Source organism: Haloarcula litorea, from assembly GCF_029338195.1.
Classification (GTDB): domain Archaea; phylum Halobacteriota; class Halobacteria; order Halobacteriales; family Haloarculaceae; genus Haloarcula; species Haloarcula litorea.
The window spans coordinates 2,737,175-2,757,800 of the sequence record NZ_CP119779.1; the positions used below are offsets into that span (position 1 = coordinate 2,737,175).

General features: G+C 69.4%; 20 protein-coding genes. 11 read left to right on the forward strand and 9 right to left on the reverse strand.

All coding sequences use genetic code 11. The annotated features are described in order from the left end of the window. Positions 1-76: 76 nt before the first annotated feature. The 5 genes from gyrB to P0592_RS14790 all read left to right on the forward strand — a co-directional run bounded on the left by gyrB (position 77) and on the right by P0592_RS14790 (position 7,277). Positions 77-2,005: a DNA topoisomerase (ATP-hydrolyzing) subunit B gene (gyrB, locus tag P0592_RS14770; protein WP_276271672.1), complete on the forward strand. Its 1,929-nt coding sequence runs from the start codon at positions 77-79 to the stop codon at positions 2,003-2,005. Then, entirely contained in the window at positions 2,002-4,443 is a 2,442-nt protein-coding gene (gyrA, locus tag P0592_RS14775; RefSeq protein ID WP_276271673.1) for a DNA gyrase subunit A, read from the forward strand. The genes gyrB and gyrA overlap by 4 nt, the downstream gene beginning before the upstream one ends. Positions 4,444-4,649: 206 nt before the next feature. After that, a complete protein-coding gene (locus tag P0592_RS14780; RefSeq protein WP_276271674.1) occupies positions 4,650-5,423 on the forward strand; it encodes a PGF-CTERM sorting domain-containing protein in 774 nt (257 codons plus the stop codon). 37 nt (positions 5,424-5,460) lie between these two features. After that, positions 5,461-6,498, forward strand: coding sequence for an FAD-binding oxidoreductase (locus tag P0592_RS14785; RefSeq protein WP_276271675.1), 1,038 nt, complete (start codon positions 5,461-5,463; stop codon positions 6,496-6,498). Then, positions 6,495-7,277, forward strand: a complete 783-nt coding sequence (locus tag P0592_RS14790) for a glycerophosphodiester phosphodiesterase (RefSeq protein ID WP_276271676.1) — start codon at positions 6,495-6,497, stop codon at positions 7,275-7,277. Before P0592_RS14785 ends, P0592_RS14790 begins: the two co-directional genes overlap by 4 nt. Here the strand turns inward: P0592_RS14790 and rocF are convergent. After that, positions 7,274-8,188: an arginase gene (gene rocF, locus P0592_RS14795; protein WP_276271677.1), complete on the reverse strand. Its 915-nt coding sequence runs from the start codon at positions 8,186-8,188 to the stop codon at positions 7,274-7,276. The genes P0592_RS14790 and rocF overlap by 4 nt on opposite strands. A 71-nt stretch (positions 8,189-8,259) precedes the next feature. Here rocF and P0592_RS14800 point away from each other — a divergent pair, with 71 nt between their 5' ends. Beyond that, positions 8,260-9,777, forward strand: coding sequence for a sensor histidine kinase (locus tag P0592_RS14800; protein WP_276271678.1), 1,518 nt, complete (start codon positions 8,260-8,262; stop codon positions 9,775-9,777). A gap of 3 nt (positions 9,778-9,780) precedes the next feature. Here P0592_RS14800 and P0592_RS14805 read toward each other — a convergent pair whose 3' ends face one another. After that, on the reverse strand, positions 9,781-10,701 hold the full coding sequence (locus P0592_RS14805; RefSeq protein WP_276271679.1) for an NAD-dependent epimerase/dehydratase family protein: 921 nt from the start codon (positions 10,699-10,701) through the stop codon (positions 9,781-9,783). A 114-nt stretch (positions 10,702-10,815) separates the two neighbouring features. Between P0592_RS14805 and P0592_RS14810 the strand changes: the two genes are divergently transcribed. After that, positions 10,816-11,349, forward strand: coding sequence for an HTH domain-containing protein (locus P0592_RS14810; protein ID WP_276271680.1), 534 nt, complete (start codon positions 10,816-10,818; stop codon positions 11,347-11,349). Positions 11,350-11,482: 133 nt separating this feature from the next. Continuing rightward, positions 11,483-12,646: an NAD(P)/FAD-dependent oxidoreductase gene (locus P0592_RS14815; protein ID WP_276271681.1), complete on the forward strand. Its 1,164-nt coding sequence runs from the start codon at positions 11,483-11,485 to the stop codon at positions 12,644-12,646. A gap of 375 nt (positions 12,647-13,021) precedes the next feature. Here the strand turns inward: P0592_RS14815 and P0592_RS14820 are convergent, their stop codons facing one another. The 4 genes from P0592_RS14820 to P0592_RS14835 form a co-directional block, all read right to left on the reverse strand. Further along, positions 13,022-13,846, reverse strand: a complete 825-nt coding sequence (locus P0592_RS14820; protein ID WP_276271682.1) for a nucleoside phosphorylase — start codon at positions 13,844-13,846, stop codon at positions 13,022-13,024. Then, a complete protein-coding gene (gene cdd, locus P0592_RS14825; RefSeq protein WP_276271683.1) occupies positions 13,843-14,235 on the reverse strand; it encodes a cytidine deaminase in 393 nt (130 codons plus the stop codon). Before cdd ends, P0592_RS14820 begins: the two co-directional genes overlap by 4 nt. A 39-nt stretch (positions 14,236-14,274) precedes the next feature. After that, positions 14,275-15,636, reverse strand: a complete 1,362-nt coding sequence (locus tag P0592_RS14830) for a phosphohexomutase domain-containing protein (protein WP_276271684.1) — start codon at positions 15,634-15,636, stop codon at positions 14,275-14,277. A gap of 113 nt (positions 15,637-15,749) precedes the next feature. Beyond that, complete coding sequence (locus tag P0592_RS14835; protein WP_276271685.1) at positions 15,750-15,920, reverse strand: hypothetical protein; 171 nt, start codon at positions 15,918-15,920, stop codon at positions 15,750-15,752. A 275-nt stretch (positions 15,921-16,195) separates the two neighbouring features. Here P0592_RS14835 and P0592_RS14840 point away from each other — a divergent pair, with 275 nt between their 5' ends. The 3 genes from P0592_RS14840 (at position 16,196) to P0592_RS14850 (ending at position 17,414) form a co-directional block, all read left to right on the forward strand. Continuing rightward, positions 16,196-16,564, forward strand: a complete 369-nt coding sequence (locus P0592_RS14840; protein ID WP_276271686.1) for a DUF555 domain-containing protein — start codon at positions 16,196-16,198, stop codon at positions 16,562-16,564. A gap of 52 nt (positions 16,565-16,616) precedes the next feature. Then, complete coding sequence (locus tag P0592_RS14845) at positions 16,617-17,159, forward strand: CBS domain-containing protein (RefSeq protein WP_276271687.1); 543 nt, start codon at positions 16,617-16,619, stop codon at positions 17,157-17,159. Positions 17,160-17,282: 123 nt separating this feature from the next. Next, entirely contained in the window at positions 17,283-17,414 is a 132-nt protein-coding gene (locus P0592_RS14850) for a hypothetical protein (protein WP_276271688.1), read from the forward strand. On the opposite strand, the gene purM is transcribed toward P0592_RS14850, so the two are convergent. From purM to P0592_RS14865, 3 genes are read right to left on the reverse strand one after another with little or no spacing between them, the layout of a single operon-like run. Beyond that, the gene (purM, locus tag P0592_RS14855; protein WP_276271689.1) at positions 17,415-18,407 is read right to left on the reverse strand and encodes a phosphoribosylformylglycinamidine cyclo-ligase; all 993 of its coding nucleotides are present in this window, start codon (positions 18,405-18,407) and stop codon (positions 17,415-17,417) included. A 48-nt stretch (positions 18,408-18,455) separates the two neighbouring features. After that, positions 18,456-19,085: a zinc metalloprotease gene (locus P0592_RS14860; RefSeq protein ID WP_276271690.1), complete on the reverse strand. Its 630-nt coding sequence runs from the start codon at positions 19,083-19,085 to the stop codon at positions 18,456-18,458. Next, complete coding sequence (locus P0592_RS14865; RefSeq protein WP_276271691.1) at positions 19,082-20,605, reverse strand: TraB/GumN family protein; 1,524 nt, start codon at positions 20,603-20,605, stop codon at positions 19,082-19,084. The genes P0592_RS14860 and P0592_RS14865 overlap by 4 nt, the downstream gene beginning before the upstream one ends. Positions 20,606-20,626 lie beyond the last annotated feature (21 nt).

Genomic DNA, 20,626 nt, shown 5'->3' on the forward strand with positions numbered 1-20,626 from the left:
CGTCTCTTCGGCTGTGCGCGCGTGTGCGCGTGCGGGGGTTTTATCAACCCACACCGACTAACGGGAATCAATTCCTATGTCAGGAGAGGCTGATGAGTACGGCGCAAAGTCCATCCAGACCCTCGAAGGGCTGGAGGCCGTCCGCAAGCGGCCCGCGATGTATATCGGGTCGACGGACGCGCGCGGACTCCACCACCTCGTCTACGAGGTGGTCGACAACGCCATCGACGAAGCGTTGGCCGGGTACTGTGACAACATCGACGTGACCATCCACGAGGACGGCTCCGTCTCCGTCAGCGACGACGGCCGGGGCATCCCCGTGGACGAACACGAGGAGCACGGCCGCCCCGCCGTGGAGGTGGTGATGACCATCCTCCACGCCGGCGGCAAGTTCGACAACAAGTCCTACCAGGTCTCCGGCGGCCTCCACGGCGTCGGGGTCTCGGTCGTCAACGCCCTCTCGAAGTGGCTCGAGGTCGACGTCAAGCGCGACGGCGCGCTCTGGAGACAGCGCTTCGACCACGGCGAGCCCGAGTACGAACTGAAGAGGGTCCGCGATCTCGAACCCGGCGAGGAGACGGGCACGACCGTCCGGTTCTGGCCGGACGACGACATCTTCGACGCCACTGAGTACTCCTTCTCCACGCTCGAGTCCCGGCTCCGGGAGCTGGCTTTCCTCAACTCCGGGGTCGCCATCACCATCTCGGACGAGCGCGACGGCACCAGCGAGACCTTCGAGTACGACGGCGGTATCCGCGAGTTCGTCGAGTACCTCAACGAGACGAAGGAGCCGCTCCACCGCGACGTGGTCTACTTCGAGGACGCGGAGGAAATCGCAGAGGGGACCGTCCAGGTCGAGATCGCGATGCAGGGGACCGACGACCTCCAGGGGTCGATCCACGCCTTCGCGAACAACATCAACACCCGCGAGGGCGGCACCCACCTCACGGGGTTCAAGACGGCGCTGACCCGCGTGGTCAACGACTACGCGACGGACAACGACCTGCTGGGTGACCTCGACGACACGCTCAAGGGCGAGGACATCCGCGAGGGGCTGACCGCCGTCATCTCCATCAAACACCCCGACCCGCAGTTCGAGGGACAGACCAAGACCAAGCTGGGCAACGGCGAGGTCCGTGGGATCGTCGAGTCCGCGATGCACGACGGGCTGGCGACGTACTTCGAGGAGAACCCGGACACCGCCGAGGCGGTCGTCGCGAAGGCCGTCGAGGCCGCGAAGGCCCGCCTCGCGGCGAAGAAGGCCGAGGAGGTCACCCGTCGGAAGTCGGCCTTGGACTCGACGGCCCTGCCCGGCAAACTGTCCGACTGTCAGACGCGGGACCCCGACGAGGCCGAACTGTTCGTCGTCGAGGGCGACTCCGCCGGCGGCTCCGCCAAGCAGGGCCGCAACCCCGAGTTCCAGGCCATCCTCCCCATCAAGGGGAAGATCCTCAACGTCGAGAAACACCGGCTGGACCGCATCCTCGAGAACGACGAGATCCGGAACCTCATCACCGCCCTCGGGACGGGTATCGGCGACGAGTTCGACATCGACGACCTCCGGTACAGGAAGATCATCATGATGACCGACGCCGACGTCGACGGGGCGCACATCCGCACGCTCCTGTTGACGCTGCTGTACCGGCACATGAAGCCGCTCATCGAGGCCGGCTGCGTCTACGCCTCCCAGCCGCCCCTGTACCGGATCCGGTACCGCGGCGAGACCTACGACGCGATGACCGAGGCGGAGCGGGACCGCATCGTCGCGGAGCAGTGCGACGGCAACCCCACGCAGGTCCAGCGGTTCAAGGGCCTGGGCGAGATGAACCCCCAGCAACTGTGGGAGACGACGATGGACCCCGACAACCGCATCCTCAAGCAGATCACCATCGAGGACGCCGCGGCCGCCGACAAGATGTTCAACGTCCTGATGGGCGACGCCGTCGAACCGCGCAAGGAGTTCATCAAGGAGCACTCGCCCGAGGCGGAGTGGGTCGACATATGAGTTCGGACGTCCCGGACGACGCGACCGCGCCGGCGGACCGCGTCAAGCACGTCCGCATCGAGGACGAGATGGAGCAGTCCTACATCGACTACGCGATGAGCGTCATCGCGGGGCGGGCGCTCCCGGACGTCCGCGACGGGATGAAGCCGGTCCACCGGCGCATCCTCTACGCGATGCACGAGATGGGCGTCTCGTCGGGCTCCAGCCACCGGAAGTCCTCCTCGATCGTCGGCGAGACGATGGGGAACTACCACCCACACGGCGACTCGCCCATCTACGACGCGATGGTGCGGATGGCACAGGACTTCTCGATGCGGTACCCGCTGGTCGACGGCCAGGGGAACTTCGGCTCGATGGACGGCGACCCGCCGGCGGCGATGCGGTACACGGAGGCCCGGATGGCCCCTATCGCCGAGGAACTGCTCGCCGACATCGAGAAGGACACCGTCGACTTCTCCAGCAACTACGACGACCGCCTGACCGAACCGGACGTCCTGCCGGCGAAGGTCCCGGGCCTCCTGCTGAACGGCTCCTCGGGCATCGCCGTCGGGATGTCGACGAACATCCCGCCCCACAACCTCGGCGAGCTCGTCGACGCGACGGTCCACCTCATCGACAACCCCGACGCGACGGTCGAAGACCTGATGGAGCACGTCACCGGCCCGGACTTCCCGACCGGGGGCAACATCGTCGGCCGCGACGCCATCTACTCCGCCTACGCCACCGGCCGCGGTCGCCTCCGCGTCCGCGCGGAGTACGAGGTCGACCGCGAGGCGGGTCAAATCGTCGTCACGGAGCTCCCCTACCAGGAGAACAAGGCCCGCATCGTCGAGCGCATCGCCGACGACGTCAACGACGGCGAGATAGAGGGGATCAAGGACCTCCGGGACGAGTCCGACCGCAACGGCGTCCGCATCGTCGTCGAACTCAAACGTGGCGCGAACGTCGACGTGGTCGAGAACCGCCTGCTCGACCACCATCTCGAGTCCACCTTCGGCGTCATCAACCTCGCGCTCGTCGACGGCCAACCGCAGGTCCTCTCGCTGAAGGAGAGCCTGCAACACTACGTCGAGCACCGCCGCGAGGTCGTCCGCCGGCGCTCCGAGCACGACCTGGCGGAGGCCGAGGACCGCGCCCACATCCTCGAGGGCCGCCTGCGCGCGCTGGAGAACGTCGACGACGTGGTCGACCTGATCCAGGACAGCGAGGACCGCGACGCGGCTCGCTCGGGCCTCCAGGAACGGTTCGACTTCTCGGAGGACCAGGCCGCCCACATCGTCCGGATGCAGCTGGGCTCGCTGACCTCGATGGAGGCCGCCGAGATCGAGGACGAGTACGAGGACGTCCAGGAGACCATCGAGTACCTCCGGGCGGTGCTGGACAGCCGCGAGAAGCTCGACGGCGTCATCAAGGACGAACTCCGCGAGATCAAAGACGAGTACGACGACGAGCGTCGGACGAACGTCCTCGAAGACGAGGGCCAGGTGACCCACGAGGACCTCATCCCCGAGGAGGACTGCGTCGTCGTCATCACCGAGGACGACTACATCAAGCGGATGCCCGTCGACCAGTTCGACGCCCAGAACCGGGGCGGCAAGGGCATCATCGGTGCCGACCCCAAGGAGGGGGACCGCGTCTCCAAGGTCTTCCGGGCCAACAGCCACGACTACCTGCTCTGTTTCACCAACCAGGGGCAGGTCTACCGGCTCAAGACCTACGAGGTGCCGGAGATGTCCCGCACCGCCCGCGGGAAGTCCGCGGTGAACCTCCTCTCGCTGGACGACGGCGAGGACCTGACCGCGGTCGTCTCCACCGACGAGTTCGGGGACGACGAGTGCATCACGATGGTCACGCGCAACGGCTACGTCAAGCGGACCAGCGCCGCGGACTTCGAGAACATCCTCTCGACGGGCATCCGCGCAGCGAGCCTGGAGGACGGCGACGAACTCGTCGACGTCGAGGTGACCGACGGCACGACGGACCTCGTCATCGCCACCGAGGGCGGGATGACCATCCGCTTCGACGAGAGCGAGGTCAGCGAGATGGGGCGGTCGGCCCGCGGCGTCAACGGCATCAAACTGGAGGGACAGGACCGCGTCGCCGCGATGGTCGCCACCGACGAGAGCGACGAGCGCTCGCTCCTGACGGTCACCGAGAACGGGTACGGCAAGCGGACGCTGCTGTCGGAGTACCGCACGCAGTCCCGCTACGGCAAGGGGCTGGTCGACATCAAGACCGACGAGCGCAACGGCCGCGTCTCGACGGCCAAGGCCGTCACCGACGAGGACCACCTCATCATCATGTCCGAGTCCGGCCAGATCATGCGCATCCGCGCCGGCGACGTCTCGCAGGTCGGCCGCAACACGAAGGGCGTCACGATCATGGAACTCGCGGAGATGGACCGCGTGGCGAGCGTGACGGTCGTGCCGGCGGAGTGAGTGCGAAAGTAACGTCTTAGATACACTTCTTCCAGAAGCTGCGAGGTGCCGCCTACTACGTTACAGAGCGGGTGAGACGGCACTCTCAGTCGGCCCGGTTGTGTGAAGCGAGTGTTTGTGTATGCAACGTGTAAGGTGGTCAGTTTAGACGCGAGGCCCGTGACCGTCGAAGGGACGGCCGCCGGCCTCGGGCCGGCACGACGAGTATGAGTGATCACGAACTGCCGACTACGACAGTCGCGGTAGGTATCGCGCTTCTGACTATCTTCGCCGGACCCGCGTTCGCGGCCTCGATGGGGTCCCTGTCGGCGACGCCCGCCACGCCGGGTGAGACGGCACAGCACGCGGCGACGGCGACGATCGGCACCGAGGCGACCGGGTCCTGGACCGGGTTCGCCGTCGACTACAGCGACGCGGACGCCGACGTGAGCGACGTGAACGCGACCGACGACCTCGTCGCGGTCGGGATCGACCGCGGTGACGACGCCGGCGGGACGACGGTCGACGTGAACGTCTCCGACGACGTCAGCAGCGTCTCGACGAGCAACAACGGCGAGACGCTGACCGTCGACTTCGGCGGGAGCTACTCGCTCAACGAGAGCGACGAGGTCGTCGTGGTCTACGACGGCGTCGTCAACCCCTCGGCCGGCGAGTACACCGTCCCGCTGGACGTCAACCCCCAGAGCAGCGGCGGCGAGACCAACGCGACCCTGACCGTCGGGGAGCGGACGGCCACCGACACCGCGACGGAGACGACGACCGGGACGGAGTCGATGGACACGGAGACCGAGACGGAACCGATGGACACGGAGACCGAGGCGATGACCGATACCGCGGTGGACGGTGACGACAGCGACGCGACGGAGACGATGGCCGGCGGCGACGGGACGACGACCGGCGGTAGCGGGCCGGGGTTCACCGCCCTCGCCGCGGTCGTGGCGCTGGTCGCTGCGGCGGCCCTCGCGACGCGGCGGGACTGACCCCAACCCTCAGGGGCCTGCCAGGTGATCGTGCGGTATGGACGTACCGTGGCACCTGCCAGAGGAAGAGCGGGCGAGACAGCTCCCGCTCGTGACGGACTCGGCGACGGTCACGCTCGTCGAGGCGATGGACCGCAGCCGGAACAAGGAGGTGCTGTCGGCCGTCAGGGACCAGCTCGATCCGCTGGACGGCCGCGAGTGGCTCGGCGAGTTCCGGGACGGGTCCGACGTTCGGTGGGCGTCGCTGACAGACCGCTGTCGGGAGGCCGGGGCCACGGCCAGCCGGGTCGACCGGATCGAGACGCTGGCAGAGCGCTTCGAACGGCCGTACCCCTCGCTACTGCGGCTCCGGGTCCGGCCCGACGTCAAGGTGGACTTCTCGCCGGGACAGTACATCGCCCTCCGGGTCGACGGGACGCCGCGGGCGTACTCGCTGGCGAACTCCCCCAGCGAGGACGAACTGGAGCTCTGCATCCGCCGGGTCCCGGGCGGCCGACTGACGAGCGACCTGTTCCAGCGCGTCGACGAGGGCGACGAGGTCGGCGTCCGCGGCCCGAACGGCGAGATGGTCCTGGAGTCGCCCTCGGACAGAGACGTGGTCTTTCTCGCCACGGGCACCGGCGTCGCGCCGTTCAAGAGTATGCTCGACTTCACGTTCGAGGCGGACCGGGACTCGTTCGAGGGGGAGCCACGCGACGTGTGGCTGTTCCTCGGGTGTGCGTGGGAGGACGACCTGCCGTACCGCGAGGCGTTCCGCGAACTGGACGCGACCCACGACCACTTCCACTTCGTGCCGACGCTGACCCGGGAGCCGCTGCTGTCCGACTGGGAGGGGGCGACCGACTACGTCCAGCAGGTGTTCGTCGACCACGTCGCCGACGACGCGCTCGCGGCGACGGCCCTCCCCGACGGACTCGACCGGCGTGACGCCGAGACGGCGACCGACGCACGCATCGACCCGGCGAACGTCGAACTGTACGCGTGTGGCATCACGGCGATGGTGTCGACGCTGGTCGACGCGGCGCTGGCCGTCGGCGTCCCGGCGGACTCGATGCAGTACGAGGGGTTCGGATGACCGCGCCGTCGGTCGTCGCCCACCGCGGGTTCGCCGGCCAGTACCCGGAGAACACGCTCGCAGCGATGCGCGGAGCGGCCGGTGCGGGTGCCGACTGGGTCGAGGTCGACGTCCAGCCCACGGCCGACGGGGACCCGGTGGTCTTCCACGACCGGCGGCTCGACGACGGGGGCGAGAGTCGGGGCGTCACCGACGGCGCGGGGCGCGTGTGGGACCGATCGACCGCGGAGGTCACGTCCGCGCGGGTCCTCGACACCGACGAGCGGGTGCCGACCCTCGCCGCCGTACTGGACGCGATCCCCGGTGACGTCGGGGTGAACGTCGAGCTGAAGAACCCGGGGACAGAGGCGGTCCGTCCGGGCGAGGCGCTCGACGGGGACGCCCGCGAAGCCGCCCGCGAGCGCTGGCAGCCGTTCGTCGACGGCGTCCGCGCCGTCGTCGCGGACCACGAGCACGACGTGCTGTTCTCGTCGTTCTGCGAGGGCGCACTCGCCGCACTCGACGGGAACGCCGGTGACGCCGGGGTGGCCGTCCTCGTCGCGCCCGGATCGGCCGAGGCCGGCGTCGCGGTCGCGCGCCGGTACGGCGTCGACGCGCTCAACGTCCCGGTCTCGGCGCTCGCGACGGACGAGCGGGCGACGCTCACCGGGGCCGCCCGGGACCTCGACGCGACCCGGAACGTCTGGACGGTGCGGGACTGGCGGGACGCCCGCCGGGCAGTCGGGTGGGACGCCGACGGGATCGTCGCGGACTACCCCGGTCTGACCGCCTTCGTCTAGAGGACGCGGTCGCCGAACGCGCTGGCCGCCAGTTCGCAGGCCAGTTCCGCGGTACGGTTGTGGTCGTCGAGGATGGGGTTGACCTCGATGAGCTCCATCGACCGGACCCGCTCGGTGCGCTCCGCGACCCGTTCCATCGCGCTGTGGGCCTCGCGGTAGGAGACGCCGCCGCGGACCGGCGTCCCGACGCCCGGTGCCTCCGTCGGGTCCAGCCAGTCCAGGTCCAGCGAGACGTGGACCCCGTCGGTGCCGTCGGCGGCGATGTCGAGAGCCTCTTCGGTCACCTCGGGGACGCCGCGGGCGTCGAGGTCCGACATCGTGTAGACGCTCACGTCGCTCTCCCGGATCAGGTCGCGCTCGCTCTCGTCCAGCGACCGCGTCCCGACGAGGACGACGTTCGCCTCGCTGACGGCGGGCGTGTGTGCCCAGGCCTCGTCCGCGAAGGCACCCTTGCCGAGGATGGCCGCCAGCGGCATCCCGTGGATGTTGCCGCTGGGCGTCGTCGCGGGCGTGTTGAAGTCCCCGTGGGCGTCGAACCAGACGATCCCCAGCGACTCCTCGGCGCGCGCCGCGCCCGCGACGGTCCCGATGGCGATTGAGTGATCGCCGCCGAGGACCAGCGGCAGCTCGCCGTCGGCGACGGCCGCCGCCACCGCGGTCCGTACGTCCTCGCACACCTCCTCGGTCTCCCGGAGGAACTTCGCGCGGCCGTCGAGCCGCCCGTCGGCGTCGGGGTCTCGTTCCTCCGGCCGCGGGACGCTGATGTCGCCCCCGTCCGTGCAGCCGATTCCCAGCTCGTCCAGTTGCGCCGCGAGGCCGCCGTAGCGGATGGCCGACGGCCCCATGTCGACGCCTCGCCGGTCCGCCCCGAGGTCCATCGGCACGCCGAGGATCCGCACTGCCCTGTCCATACCCGCCGTATCGCGCCGACGGGTGAAAAGGGACGATGGTTTAAGTGTGAGTCGGCGAAAGGGGGAGTAGTATGGGCGGAGACGAGGGGAGCGCCGCCGGGCACGCCCTCTACCTCGACACCGACGGCTCCCGTGCGGACCGGGCCGCGGACGAACTCGAAGCCAGGACGCAGCTCACGGTGTACACTGCCACGGGCGTCGAGGACGCACTGGACCGGCTGGCCTGGCCCGACGTCGACGTTCTGGTGGTCGGTCACGAGGACGGCCGGTTCGACGGCGTCGCGGCCGCCGCCGACGTCTGTGACAGGCACCCGATCCTCCCGGTGGTCCTGTTCGCCGCGAGCGAGGGGGCTGCCGAGGGCGCGGTCGGCACGGCCGTCGACGAGTTCGTCGCCAACGAGGGAGCGTCGGCGTTCGACTCGCTCGCGTCGGCGGCGGCCGCGCTCGCCGACGACCAGGTGGTCGACGACGGGTTCTCGACGCCGGACCCGCCCGACCGGTTCGCGCCCAACGTCGACGACGAACGCGCCGAACGCCTCGCGAGCGACGGGCTCGACACGGCCGAACTGACGGAACTCCTCCACAAGAGCGACCTGTTCGACGCCGTCTTCGACTCGATCCCCGTCCACCTCTACGTCAAGGACCGGCGGGGCCGCCACCGGTACGTCAGCTCCGGCTACTTCGAGGAGTCGCTGCCGGAGTTCCTCGGGAACACGGACCCGGAGATCGGGATGGTCGCGGATCGCCACGCCCGTCGGGCTTACGCGGAGGACATGCACGTCGTCGAGTCCGGCGAGCCGGTGTTGGACAAGGTCGAGTACCTCCCGATGCTCGACCAGTGGAACCTCACCTCGAAGGTCCCCTGGTACGGCCTGGACGGCGAGGTCGTCGGGCTCATCGGTGTCACGCGGGACATCTCGGAGCGGCGGGAGCGCCAGGAGGAGGTCAAGCGACAGAACGAGCGCCTCGACCAGTTCGCGAGCCTCCTCAGTCACGACCTCCGGAACCCCCTGCAGTTGGCGTCGCTCCGACTGGAGCTGGCCCGAGACGCCGAGGACCCGGCCGACCACCTCGACGAGGTCGAGGCGGCCCTCGATCGGATGGACGAACTCGTCGACGACGTCCTCCGGCTCGCGCGCGAGGGCAGAGCAATCGGGACGCCCGAACCGGTCGCCCTCGACGACGTCGTCGAGGTGGCCTGGACCGCGGTCGACGCGCCCGACGCGACGGTCGAGCGGGTCGAACCCGTCGGCACCGTCCTCGGCGACGAGAGCCGCCTCCGGCAGCTGATGGCGAACCTGTTCCGTAACGCGATCGAACACGCCGGCTCGGCGGTGACGGTCAGCGTGGGACCGCTCCCCGACGGCGAGGGGTTCTACGTCGCGGACGACGGTCCGGGCTTCCCGGACGTGGACGAGGACGACCTGTTCGACGCCGGCTTCACCACCTCGGACCAGGGGACCGGCTTCGGGCTGTCGATCGTCGGGGAGATCGCGACCGCCCACGGGTGGACGGTCACCGTGGCCGACGCCGGGGACGGCGGCGCTCGCATCGAGTTCCGGGGCCTCGACAGGCCCGACGAGGCGTAGCGGTCACTCGTACTGGTCACACACCATCGCGACGCCCTCCTCGAAGGAGATCGCCGGCTCCCAGCCCGTCGCCTCGTTGATCTTCGAGTAGTCGGCGCAGGTGTCGTGGACGTACACGTCCTCGGGGATGGGGTTGTCCTCGTACACCGGGTCGACGTCGGTGCCGAGTTCCTCGTTGATGCGCTCCACGAGGTGATTGAAACTGTACTGCTCGCCGGTGCCGAGGTTGTAGATGCCGGTGAGCTCGTGGTCGGCCGCCAGCTCCAGCCCCCGGACCACGTCGTCGACGTGCGTGAAGTCGCGGGTCTGGGTGCCGTCGCCCCAGATGACCGGCCGGCGGCCGTTTGCGACGTCGTCCGCGAACTGCGCGATGAGGTTGGCGTACTCTCCCTTGTGTTGCTCCGCGCCGTCCTCCATCCCCTGGTAGACCGAGAAGAAGCGCATCCCGGCCATCGAGAGGTCGTAGTGGTTGTGGAAGTACTCCGCGTACCGCTCGCGGGCCAGCTTCGAGGCCTCGTAGCCCGTGTTGACAGACACGTCCATCTCCTCGGGCGAGGGCTCGGTCCGATCGCCGTAGATGGAGGACGTCGAGGCGTAGACGACGGTGTCACAGCCGTCCTCGCGGGCCTGTTCGACCACGTTGACGAACCCCTCGACGTTCACGCGGGCACCCCGAGTGGGGTCGTCCTCGTGCATCGCGTACGAGGACAGCGCGGCGAGGTGGAAGACGACGTCCACGTCCGTCGGGAGGTCGGCCTCCAGGACGCTGGCGTCGACGTACTCGACGCCGTCGTCGACGTTCTCCGGCGTCCCGAGGTAGCCGTCGTCGAGCGCGACGACCTCGTTGTCTTCGGCGAGGCTGTTCGCGAGGTTGGAGCCGATGAACCCGCCACCACCGGTCACGAGGACTCGCTGTCCGTTCATACCCGTGTCAGGAGATGGACGGGGTATAGTTATACTGGTGTTGACTCCCGGCGCGACGACGACGAGGAACCGACCACCGTCGCATTTAAGGAACGTTGTACCGAACGAACGATTATGTCTTCCATCGAACTGACGCCCAGTCAGAAAAATATTCTGCAGGAACTCGTCAACCTCTATCGCGAGAGCGAGAGTGCCGTGAAGGGCGAGGACATCGCCGAGAAAGTCGATCGCAACCCCGGGACGATCCGCAACCAGATGCAGAGTCTCAAGGCGCTCCAGCTCGTCGAGGGCGTCCCCGGCCCGAAGGGCGGCTACAAGCCGACCGCGACGGCCTACGACGCGCTCCAGATCCAGGACATGGACCAGGCCGCCGAGGTCCCGCTGCGGCACAACGGGGACCTGGTCGAGCACGCGAACGTCGAGGAGATCGACCTCACCAGCGTCCACCACCCCGAAGAGTGTCGCGCGGAGATCCAGCTCCAGGGCTCGATCTCCGGCTTCCACGAGGGCGACTCCGTCACCGTCGGCCCGACGCCGCTCTCGAAGCTCCAGATCATCGGCACGCTGGAGGGGAAAGACGACACGAACAACAAGCTGATCCTCACTATCGACGATATGCGCGCGCCGGCCGGCGAACCGGAGCACTAGCGCGGCACTCACCTTCTCGTCTTCTCCCCGACACCAGCGGTGCGCCGCGGACTGCCGCGGTGCCTGTGACCGTCTCACGTGGCCTGCCGCCGATTCCGTAGCCTTTGTATCACCCGACCCCCGAGGCCCCAGTATGACAGAGCAGGTCGTCGTCCTCGGTGCCGGCTACGCAGGCGCAGGAGCCGTCAAGAGCCTCGAAGACGAGCTACAGGGAGACGCGGACGTGACGTGGATCTCGGACACGGACTACCACCTCGTGCTCCACGAGTCCCACCGCTGTATCAAGGACCCCTCGGTCCAGGACAAGATCACGATCCCGGTCCACGAGATCAAGGAGCCGACGACCGACTTCGTCCAGGACACCGTCGTCGACATCGACTGCGAGGAGCGGGTCGTCGAGCTCGAAGCCGGCGACGACGTCGACTTCGACTACCTGCTGGTCGGACTGGGTTCCCAGACCGCCTTCTTCGGCATCGAGGGGCTCGAAGAGTACGCACACACGCTCAAGAGCCTCGACGACGCGCTGGGCATCCACGACGCCGTCCACGACGCCGCCCGCGAGGCCTCCCAGAGCGAGCCCGCGCAGATCGTCGTCGGCGGTGCCGGTCTCTCGGGCATCCAGACCTGCGGCGAGATCGCGGAGTTCCGCGACGAGCACCGGGCACCCATCGACATCCACCTCGTCGAGGGGTTAGACGAGATCTTCCCCGGCAACGACCCCGAACTCCAGGGCGCGCTCCGCAAGCGCCTGGAGGCGGCCGACGTGAACATCATGACCGGCGACTTCATCGGCGAGGTCGACGAGGAGACGGTCTACGTCGGCGACGACGAGGAACTCGATTACGACGTGCTCATCTGGACCGGCGGCATCACCGGCCGGGACTGCGTGCGCGGCGTCGACGTCGAGAAGGACGACCGCAACCACCGCATCCACGCCGAGAGCGACTTCCAGACCGAGGACGAGCGCGTCTTCGCCATCGGCGACTGCGCGCTCGTCGATCAACCCGGCGACCAGCCCGCGCCGCCGACGGCGCAGGCCGCCTGGCAGGCCGCCGAGGTCGCCGGCGAGAACCTCGCTCGCGCGGTCCGGGGCCAACCGCTCCAGACCTGGACCCACAAGGACAAGGGGACGGTCATCTCCGTCGGCGAAGAGGCCGTCGCCCACGACGTGATGGGGATGCCGATCGACACGTTCGGCGGTCTCCCGGCGAAGATTCTGAAGAAGGGGATCGCCGCGCGGTGGATCGCCGACGTCTCCAGCCTCGGGCGGGCCGCGAAGGCCTGGCCCGATATGTGAGGGCGGCCCCCGTTCTCCCCTGCCCGAGTCCGACCCGGTGGGTTCGCGGCGTGGCACCGCTCCGTCGGCACGGCCCGGGCGAGTGATACTGTGAGTGAAACTAGGACTTGTTGTGCCTGTGACCGGTACCTCCGGCGGGCGGCAGGCCCCCTCTGACATCCGACTCGATGCCTGGGAACGCATCGCTGCCGCCCCACCGCTCCGTGTCGAGCGCAGGTCGGGCGACCGTATTCGGGGGACCTTCGGTCGGGTTCGGTCGTACGTCTGCGCCCGGCCCGCCAGCTGTCGTCTCACCGCTCAGTCGCCGGCCGCGCGCACCGATCGCCGAGCGAACGACGGACGGTCGGCGGGGGTTCTCGAAACCGCGACGAAGCGTCACCGCTCGATCGACAGCCCGGCGTGCCAGTGGTCGCTGTCCGATCGCTCGACCGCCTCGTCCATCCGTTCCAGGTACGTCACGGCGAGGCTCGCGCAGTTCGCTGCCTTGCGCTCGCCCTCGGTCCGGAACTCGCCGGTCTCGCGGTTGGCGTAGACGGTACAGACCGCGCCCGCCCGCAGGCCGTAGACGCTCGCGAGCGTGAGGATGCTGGCGGCCTCCATCTCGAAGTTCAGGACGCCGGCCTGTCGGAGCTCCTCGATCTTCGCCTCGCTGTCGCGGGCCTCGAACCCCTCGAACCCGGGGCGGGACTGGCCGGCGTAGAAGGAATCCGTCGAGCAGGTGACCCCGAGGTGATAGTCGTAGCCCAGTTCCTCGGCGGCGGCGACCAGCGCCGAGACGACCCGCTGGTCGGCGGCGGCGGGGTAGTCCTCGCGGACGTACTCCGCGCTGGTCCCCTCCTGGCGGACGGCCCCGGTCGTGATGACGAGGTCGCCGACCTCGGCCTCCGGCTGGATCGAGCCACAGGAGCCGACCCGGAGGAAGGTGTCCGCGCCGACGCGGGCCAGCTCCTCGACGGCGATGGCGGCGGAGGGCGAGCCGATGCCCGTCGACGTGACCGAGATGGGCGTCCCGTCGTGGGTGCCCGTCGCGGTCCGGTACTCGCGGTGGTGGGCGACGACTTCGTGGTCGTCCCAGCCGTCGACGACCTTCTCGACGCGCTCGGGGTTGCCCGGCAGGAGCACGCTGTCGGCCACGTCGTCGGGGCCGACCTCGAGGTGGTACTGGACGTCCTCGTTGGGGTCCTCGCTGTCGCCGGTCATCTGTCGAGGTGCTCGGTGGTGATGGTGTCCGGCAGCAGTTCGCCCAGCGTGTACGCGCCGCCGTCGGGGCCGTCCGTGTAGATCGGCAGGTCGTCGTCGCAGAACTCCGCGAGCGTCTGCCGGCACATCCCGCAGGGCGTGACGCCGTCGCGCTCGTCGGAGGAGACGGCGAGCTGTTCGAACTCGCGGTGGCCGTCCCTGACCGCCGTCCCGACGGCGACCTCCTCGGCGTGGAGGCTGTTGCTGTAGTTCGCGTTTTCGATGTTACACCCTGTGTACACGGAGCCGTCGGCGGTCTCGATGGCCGCGCCGACGCGGTACTCCGAGTACGGCGCGTAGGAGGCCTCGACGGCCTCCCGGGCCGCGTCTAGCAGGTCCGCTCTGTCCATGTCCCGGCAGTCGCTCCGGCGGATGAAATAGGCACCGCCTCAGGCGGTCACGGAGCCCTCGACGGCCTCGCGGACCACCTGGCGGACGGCCGCTATCAGGTCGTCCACGTCGTCGCTCTCGGCGTAGATCCGGACGTAGGGCTCGGTTCCGCTGGGACGGACCAGCGTCCAGGCGTCGTCGGGGAACGAGAGACGGACGCCGTACTCCGTCGCCACGGTGGCCTCGGGGAACCGGTCGGGCAGGGTCGCCGCCACGCGGTCCATCGCGGCGGCCTTCCGGTCGTCGGGGCACTCGACGCTCTCCTTCCGGTAGGGGCGCTCGGTGACGGCGGCGCGGCGATCGGCCAGCGACTCGGCGGCGAACAGGCGCGTGAGCACCGCCGCGCTGGCGACCCCGTCGATCCAGCCGCCCAACGCCGGGTGGATGTGCTTCCACGGTTCGGCGGCGAACACCACCGCCGTCCCCTCACCGCCGGCGGCCCGCTCCCGAGCGACGCCCTCGTGGAGCGCGCCCAGCCGGACGCGCTCGACGCGTCCGTCCGCCGCGGCCACACGCTCGTCGATGCGGCCCGAGGCGTTCGGCGTGGTCACGACCACCGGGTCGGCGGCGTCGCTCGCACGGACGTAGTGTTCGGCCAGCATCGCCAGCACCGTGTCCTCGTGGACGACGCTGCCGTCGCCGTCGACGACGACGATGCGGTCGGCGTCGCCGTCGTGACCGATCCCGACGTCGACGCCGGTCGACGCGACGAACCGCCGGAAGGTCGAGAGCGTCTCGGCGGTCGGTTTGCTCTCCCGAGCGGGGAAGAAGCCGTCGACGTTGGCCTCCGTCGTCCGTACGTCGGCCCCCAGGGAACGGAGGACCTGCGGCGTGGCGACGCCGGCCATCCCGTTGCCGCAGTCGACCGCGACGGTCAGGTCGTCCGGAGACGCCCCGTGACCGCGGGCGTAGTCGGTGACGGTGGCGTGATACGTCGGGAGCGTCTCCGCCCGCTCGGAGGTCCCCCACGACCGCCACTCGGCCGCCGGCCCGTCGCGCTCGACGCGCTCCTCGATGGTGCGTTCGGCCTCCCGATCGTACTCGCGACCGTCGACGAACAGCTTGATGCCGTTGTCGGCCGGCGGGTTGTGGCTGGCGGTGAGCATCACGCCGCGACGTCCCCGCGAGGCGTGGGCGAGCGCGGGCGTGGGGACCGACCCGACGCGGGTGACGGTCACGCCGGCGCTCTGGAGGCCGGCGGCGACGGCGTCGGCCAGCGCCGGCGAACTCGTGCGGCCGTCGTGGCCGACCACGAACGCCTCGCCGTCTCGACCCGCGGCCCGCCCGACGCGCAGGGCGAGGTCGGGGGTCACCCGCTCGACCACGTCCCCGCGGATGCCCGCGGTCCCGAACAGTTCCATACGCTCCCTTCCGTCGGGTCGGGGCTTAGTTCTCCCGCTCCCGTCGCCGCGTGGTCACTCCTCGGTCGGTCCGCAGAACCGCGTGGGTCGGCGGCCGTGCCGCCGAGACTCGCTTACGGGGTGGCCCGCTCGTATCGCTCGTTGAGTCCGGTGACCGCCCGGTCGATCGGCAGGCGGAGGCCGAGCCGTTCCGTGACCATCGCCACCGGTAGCAACGCGATGCCGGCGAGCAGGGTCAGCTGGTACAGTGCGAGTAGCGTCGCGGCGTACAGTCGGGATTCCATCGTCCCTCGGTACTCGCCAGGCAGTAGGTCGTACAAAAGGGTTCCGGCAGACGCGGGACCGACCGCGGTCGTGTCCGACGGCTCGACTCGCCGCCGTCTTGCGGTTCAAGCAGAGTTGTAGACAGTCCCATCGAACCTTGTCGCGGCCGGTCGACGGACGTAACTGGAGCGTTGGAGAACGCCGGTGTCTCTGTAAGTTATGACGACATTCGGCGTGACGTGCGCACGGCGGCGGAATCAAAACTATGGAGTAGTCGGGGGCCGTGAGCACAGGTATGAACTACCTCGTGGCGATGGAAGCAGCCTGGCTGGTCCGTGACGTAGAAGACATCGACGACGCGATCGGCGTCGCCGTGAGCGAAGCCGGCAAGCGGCTCAACGAGGCCGAGATGGACTACGTCGAGGTCGAGGTGGGCGCGACCGGCTGTCCGGCCTGTGGCGAGCCGTTCGACTCGGCGTTCATCGCGGCCGACACGGCGCTCGTCGGCCTCGTCTTGGAGATGGAGGTGTTCAACGCCGAGTCGACCGAACACGCCCAGCGCATCGCGAAGAGCGAGATCGGCGGCGCGCTCCGGGACGTCCCGCTGAAGGTCGTCGAGGTCTTCGAGACCGAGGAAGACGACGAGGCGGAGGCCGAGGCGTAAGTCCGTCGCCGGAGCCGGTGGGTTTTTGTATTACCCTCGGTTATCGGGTCCTATGGATCTGCCGACGGCACAGGACCTCAGGGACCGGCGCGACGAGCTGGGGCTCACCCAGAGCGAACTGGCCGACCGGGCCGACGTCTCCCAGCCGCTCATCGCCCGCATCGAGGGGGAAGACGTCGATCCGCGCCTCTCGACGCTCCGGAGCATCGTCAACGCGCTGAACGAGGCCGAGGGCGGCATCCTCCGGGCGCGGGACGTGATGAACTCCCCGGTCGCGAGCGTGCGGCCGGACCAGTCCGTCCACGAGAGCAAGGAGATGATGGACGAGAAGGGCTACTCGCAGGTCCCGGTCGTCCGGGACGGCTCGCCCGAGGGGCTCATCGGCAACTCCGACATCCGCCAGCACGACGAGGAGAACGTCGGCGAACTCCCCGTCGCAGAGGTGATGAACGAGTCGATCGCCATCGTCGAACCCGGCGAGACCATCGACACCGTCGACGACTACCTCAACCACAACGCCGCCGTTCTCGTCGTCGAGGGGGGCGAGACGGTGGGCGTCATCACGGAGGCCGACGTGGCCCGGACGGTCAGTTAGCGACCGCCGACCCCGATTCTCGGCGGCGAAAACCGGCCTCGTCGGCCCGCCCAGCTCCGTACGGAGTGGCTACGGTTCGAACGGCCGCGAGTAACTATACCCGTACCGCCCGGTCGTGGTACTATGTCGAGCTCACTCGACGATCACCTACGGGCGGCGCTCGCGGCCGCCGAGAACGACGAGACGCGCTACCACCTGCGTACGGCACTCCAGCTCCGGGTCTGTGAGACCGACCGCGAACGGCTCCGGCCCTGACTACGACCGGAGTTCGAGACCGCGGATCGCCACGGTCCCGTCGCCCTCCGTGACCCGACCGACGATCCGTGCGTCCTCGGACCCGGCGACGACGGACTCGGCGTCGGCCTCGGGCAGCGCGGCGACGAACCCGGTCCCCATGTTGAACGTGCGGTGCATCTCATCGTCGGAGACGTCGCCCTCCGCCTGGACGAACTCGAACACCGGCTGGGCGTCGAAGGGATCGGTGATCTCGTACCGGTGATCGCCCATCCGCGCGAGGTTCGTCCACCCGCCGCCGGTGACGTGGGCGGCGGCGTGGGTCTCGGCGACCCGGAGCGGCCCCAGCACCTCGCCGTAGATGCGGGTCGGCGTCAACAGCTCCTCTGCGATGGTCCGGTCGGGCTCGGGCGGGAACGGGTCGGTGTAGTCGTGGTCCCGCGTGACCGCCTCGCGGGCCAGGGTCAGGCCGTTGGAGTGGATGCCCGAGGACGGCCAGCCGACGACGGCGTCGCCCGGTTCGGCCTCGCCGGGGAAGACGGCGTCTTTCGGAGCCAGTCCGGCGCAGGTGCCGGCGATGTCCAGCCCCTCGATGACGTCGGGCATCACCGCCGTCTCCCCGCCGACCAGCGCGACGTCGGCCCGCTCGGCCCCCTCGCGGAGCCCCTCGCCGATGGCCTCGCTGGTCGCCTCGTCCGGTTCCTCGACGGCGAGGTAGTCGACGAACGCGACCGGCTCGACCCCCGTCGCGATCAGGTCGTTGGCGTTCATCGCGATGCAGTCGATCCCGATGGTCGAGTAGTCGTCGACGGCCTCGGCGACGAGCAGCTTCGTCCCGACGCCGTCGGTCGCCAGCGCGAGGTACTGGTCGCCGATGTCGACCAGGCCCGCGTAGTCGCCCTCGAACTCGCCCGCCGCGCCGATGAGCGCCTTCGTCGCCGCCTCGCTCTCGTCGATGTCGACCCCCGTCTCCGCGTAGGTCAGTCCCTCCTCGTCGTCGGTGTCCTCGGTCATACCCGAGACGGTGCGTGGGTCCGGCAAAAGCCCGTCGTTCGCGCCCGCTCAGAACGGCAGCAGGAAGAGCGCGCCGACCGCCAGCAGGATCGACGGGACGGCGACGACGACGAAGACCGGCGTCGACCACGCCCGGACCTTCCGGCCGTCGAGCGGGCCGAACGGCAGCATGTTGAACCCCGCGAGAAAGAGGTTGATCTGGAGGCCCCGCCGCGCGAGGTCCCAGAGGACGCCGCCGACCCCGGTCAGCAGGGCGGCGACGAACGGCACCAGAAAGACGACCGCCAGCGCGAGGTTCGTCACCGGTCCCGCGAGCGCGATGATGCCGTTCTCCCTCGCCGAGATGCGGCCGCGGTGGACCACCGCGCCGGGTGCGGCGAACAGGAACCCGACCAGGGCTCCGACGAGCGCGAACCCGAGCATCCGGTAGTCGGCGCGGAACGCCGCCACCTGGCCGAACCGCACCGCGACCACCTTGTGGGCCAGTTCGTGCAGGAGGAAGCCGACGCCGACGGTGGCGAGGCTGACGAACAGCGTCCTGAGGACGGCCTCGATCGAGAGCCGCCCGAAGTCGAGCAGCCGGAGGCTCGGCTCCAGCAACAGGGTAAACGCCAGGCCGAGCGCGAGCCACGCGACCGCGAGGTCGCGGACCTCGTCGGTCGAGAACGTGAGGCTCACGCCACCAGCCCCCAGATGAGGTCGACGCTGTTCTGTGCGCCCTCGATCATCTTCGAGACGACCCAGGCGACGTCGCGCTCCTGGGTCGCGAGGTACGGGAGCGCGACGACGGGGAAGGCGAAGCTCGCGAGCATACTCCCGACGTTCGTCAGCGCGACGATGAGGATGAGCCGGAACAGCGGGACGGCCCGGAGCCGCTGGAAGATGTCGGCGATGGGGGCCTCCTCGTCGGCGAGGATCTCGTTGAGCGTGCCGATGTCGCCGACGTTGACGGAGATGTACCGCAGTTCGACGTAGCCGGCGAACCACCCCGGCGCGAGCAGGGGGTTGACGCTGGTCATCCAGGCGACGCCGCCGCCGACCAGCGAACTGGTCCAGTGCGCGCCGGCGAGACGGGCCAGCCCGGCCGCGGCGATCCCGTTGATGAGGAACCACGCCGCGAACACCTTCAGGAGGAAGGTGTTCTGGACGCCGGCCATCGCCAGCAACACGAAGAACGCCAGGAACCCCAGCGTGATGAGGTAGCCCACGAGCTTGTACAGCGAGAACCGGCTCCCCTCCTCGCGGCCGATCAGCGACTCCATCGGGGGGAGCGTCGACGGGTCGGCGAGGTACCGCTCGATGCCCTCGCGGTGGCCAGCGCCGACGACGGCGACGACGTCGTAGCCGGCTTCCCGGAGTCCGACGAGCCGGTGCGCGATGAACGCGTCCCGTTCGTCGATCAGCGCCTCCGCGCCGCCGGGGGAGAAGCGCCGGAACTCCTCCATCATCGCCGAGACCACGTCGGTGTCGGTCAGGTCGTCGACGTCGAACGCCTCGACGTCCTGTCCGCTCGCACGCACTCGGGTGAGCCCGGCGGCGACCGGCAGGCCGACGGCGAGGGTCACCAGGACCCCGACGACGACCGTGTCGAGGAGTCCCGCGACGGTCGCCCCCAGCGGGCCGGCGACGCCGGCCGGGACGACCTGGAGGCCCCCGACGGCGGTCGAGACGACCGCACCGAGGATGCCGACCATCGCACCGATCGTGAGCCCGACGGTGAGCGGTGGTCCCATCTCGGCGAGCAACGAGCCGACGAGCGTGAGCTTCTCGCGGAGCGTCAGCCGCGCCCAGAACCGCTGGACCGTGGTCTGGATGTCCCGATCGACGAGCGCGACCCCGAGGCCGAACTCCTCGGCCGTGTCGATGGCCGCCTTCATGTCCGCACCGGGTTCGATGTCGAACCGTTCCCCCATCCGCGCCTGCACGTACGAGAGCATCCAGTAGGCGAGGAACTGGAAGACGGTGTTGCCACGCAGGAGATCGCTCGCGTCGAGGTCGTCGGGCGTCTCCCCCTGCATCTGCTTGTATCGGCCCTCGTCGAGCTCGACGGCCACGACGTCCGGGTGTGCCTCCTCGATGGCCGACTCGACCTCCGCCACGCTCTGCTCTGAGACGTGGGCCGTGCCGACGACGCGTACCGACCCGTCACCGGAGGGGTCGGGTAAGTCGTCGCCGGCCGACGCCGCGTACTCGGTCATCACCTGCGTTACACGGGCGTA

Coding starts and splice junctions, on each gene's coding strand:
- gyrB (WP_276271672.1), top strand. CDS start 77: ATGTCAGGAGAGGCTGATGAGTACGGCGCAAAGTCCATCCAGACCCTC.
- gyrA (WP_276271673.1), top strand. CDS start 2,002: ATGAGTTCGGACGTCCCGGACGACGCGACCGCGCCGGCGGACCGCGTC.
- P0592_RS14780 (WP_276271674.1), top strand. CDS start 4,650: ATGAGTGATCACGAACTGCCGACTACGACAGTCGCGGTAGGTATCGCG.
- P0592_RS14785 (WP_276271675.1), top strand. CDS start 5,461: ATGGACGTACCGTGGCACCTGCCAGAGGAAGAGCGGGCGAGACAGCTC.
- P0592_RS14790 (WP_276271676.1), top strand. CDS start 6,495: ATGACCGCGCCGTCGGTCGTCGCCCACCGCGGGTTCGCCGGCCAGTAC.
- rocF (WP_276271677.1), bottom strand. CDS start 8,188: ATGGACAGGGCAGTGCGGATCCTCGGCGTGCCGATGGACCTCGGGGCG.
- P0592_RS14800 (WP_276271678.1), top strand. CDS start 8,260: ATGGGCGGAGACGAGGGGAGCGCCGCCGGGCACGCCCTCTACCTCGAC.
- P0592_RS14805 (WP_276271679.1), bottom strand. CDS start 10,701: ATGAACGGACAGCGAGTCCTCGTGACCGGTGGTGGCGGGTTCATCGGC.
- P0592_RS14810 (WP_276271680.1), top strand. CDS start 10,816: ATGTCTTCCATCGAACTGACGCCCAGTCAGAAAAATATTCTGCAGGAA.
- P0592_RS14815 (WP_276271681.1), top strand. CDS start 11,483: ATGACAGAGCAGGTCGTCGTCCTCGGTGCCGGCTACGCAGGCGCAGGA.
- P0592_RS14820 (WP_276271682.1), bottom strand. CDS start 13,846: ATGACCGGCGACAGCGAGGACCCCAACGAGGACGTCCAGTACCACCTC.
- cdd (WP_276271683.1), bottom strand. CDS start 14,235: ATGGACAGAGCGGACCTGCTAGACGCGGCCCGGGAGGCCGTCGAGGCC.
- P0592_RS14830 (WP_276271684.1), bottom strand. CDS start 15,636: ATGGAACTGTTCGGGACCGCGGGCATCCGCGGGGACGTGGTCGAGCGG.
- P0592_RS14835 (WP_276271685.1), bottom strand. CDS start 15,920: ATGGAATCCCGACTGTACGCCGCGACGCTACTCGCACTGTACCAGCTG.
- P0592_RS14840 (WP_276271686.1), top strand. CDS start 16,196: ATGAACTACCTCGTGGCGATGGAAGCAGCCTGGCTGGTCCGTGACGTA.
- P0592_RS14845 (WP_276271687.1), top strand. CDS start 16,617: ATGGATCTGCCGACGGCACAGGACCTCAGGGACCGGCGCGACGAGCTG.
- P0592_RS14850 (WP_276271688.1), top strand. CDS start 17,283: ATGTCGAGCTCACTCGACGATCACCTACGGGCGGCGCTCGCGGCCGCC.
- purM (WP_276271689.1), bottom strand. CDS start 18,407: ATGACCGAGGACACCGACGACGAGGAGGGACTGACCTACGCGGAGACG.
- P0592_RS14865 (WP_276271691.1), bottom strand. CDS start 20,605: ATGACCGAGTACGCGGCGTCGGCCGGCGACGACTTACCCGACCCCTCC.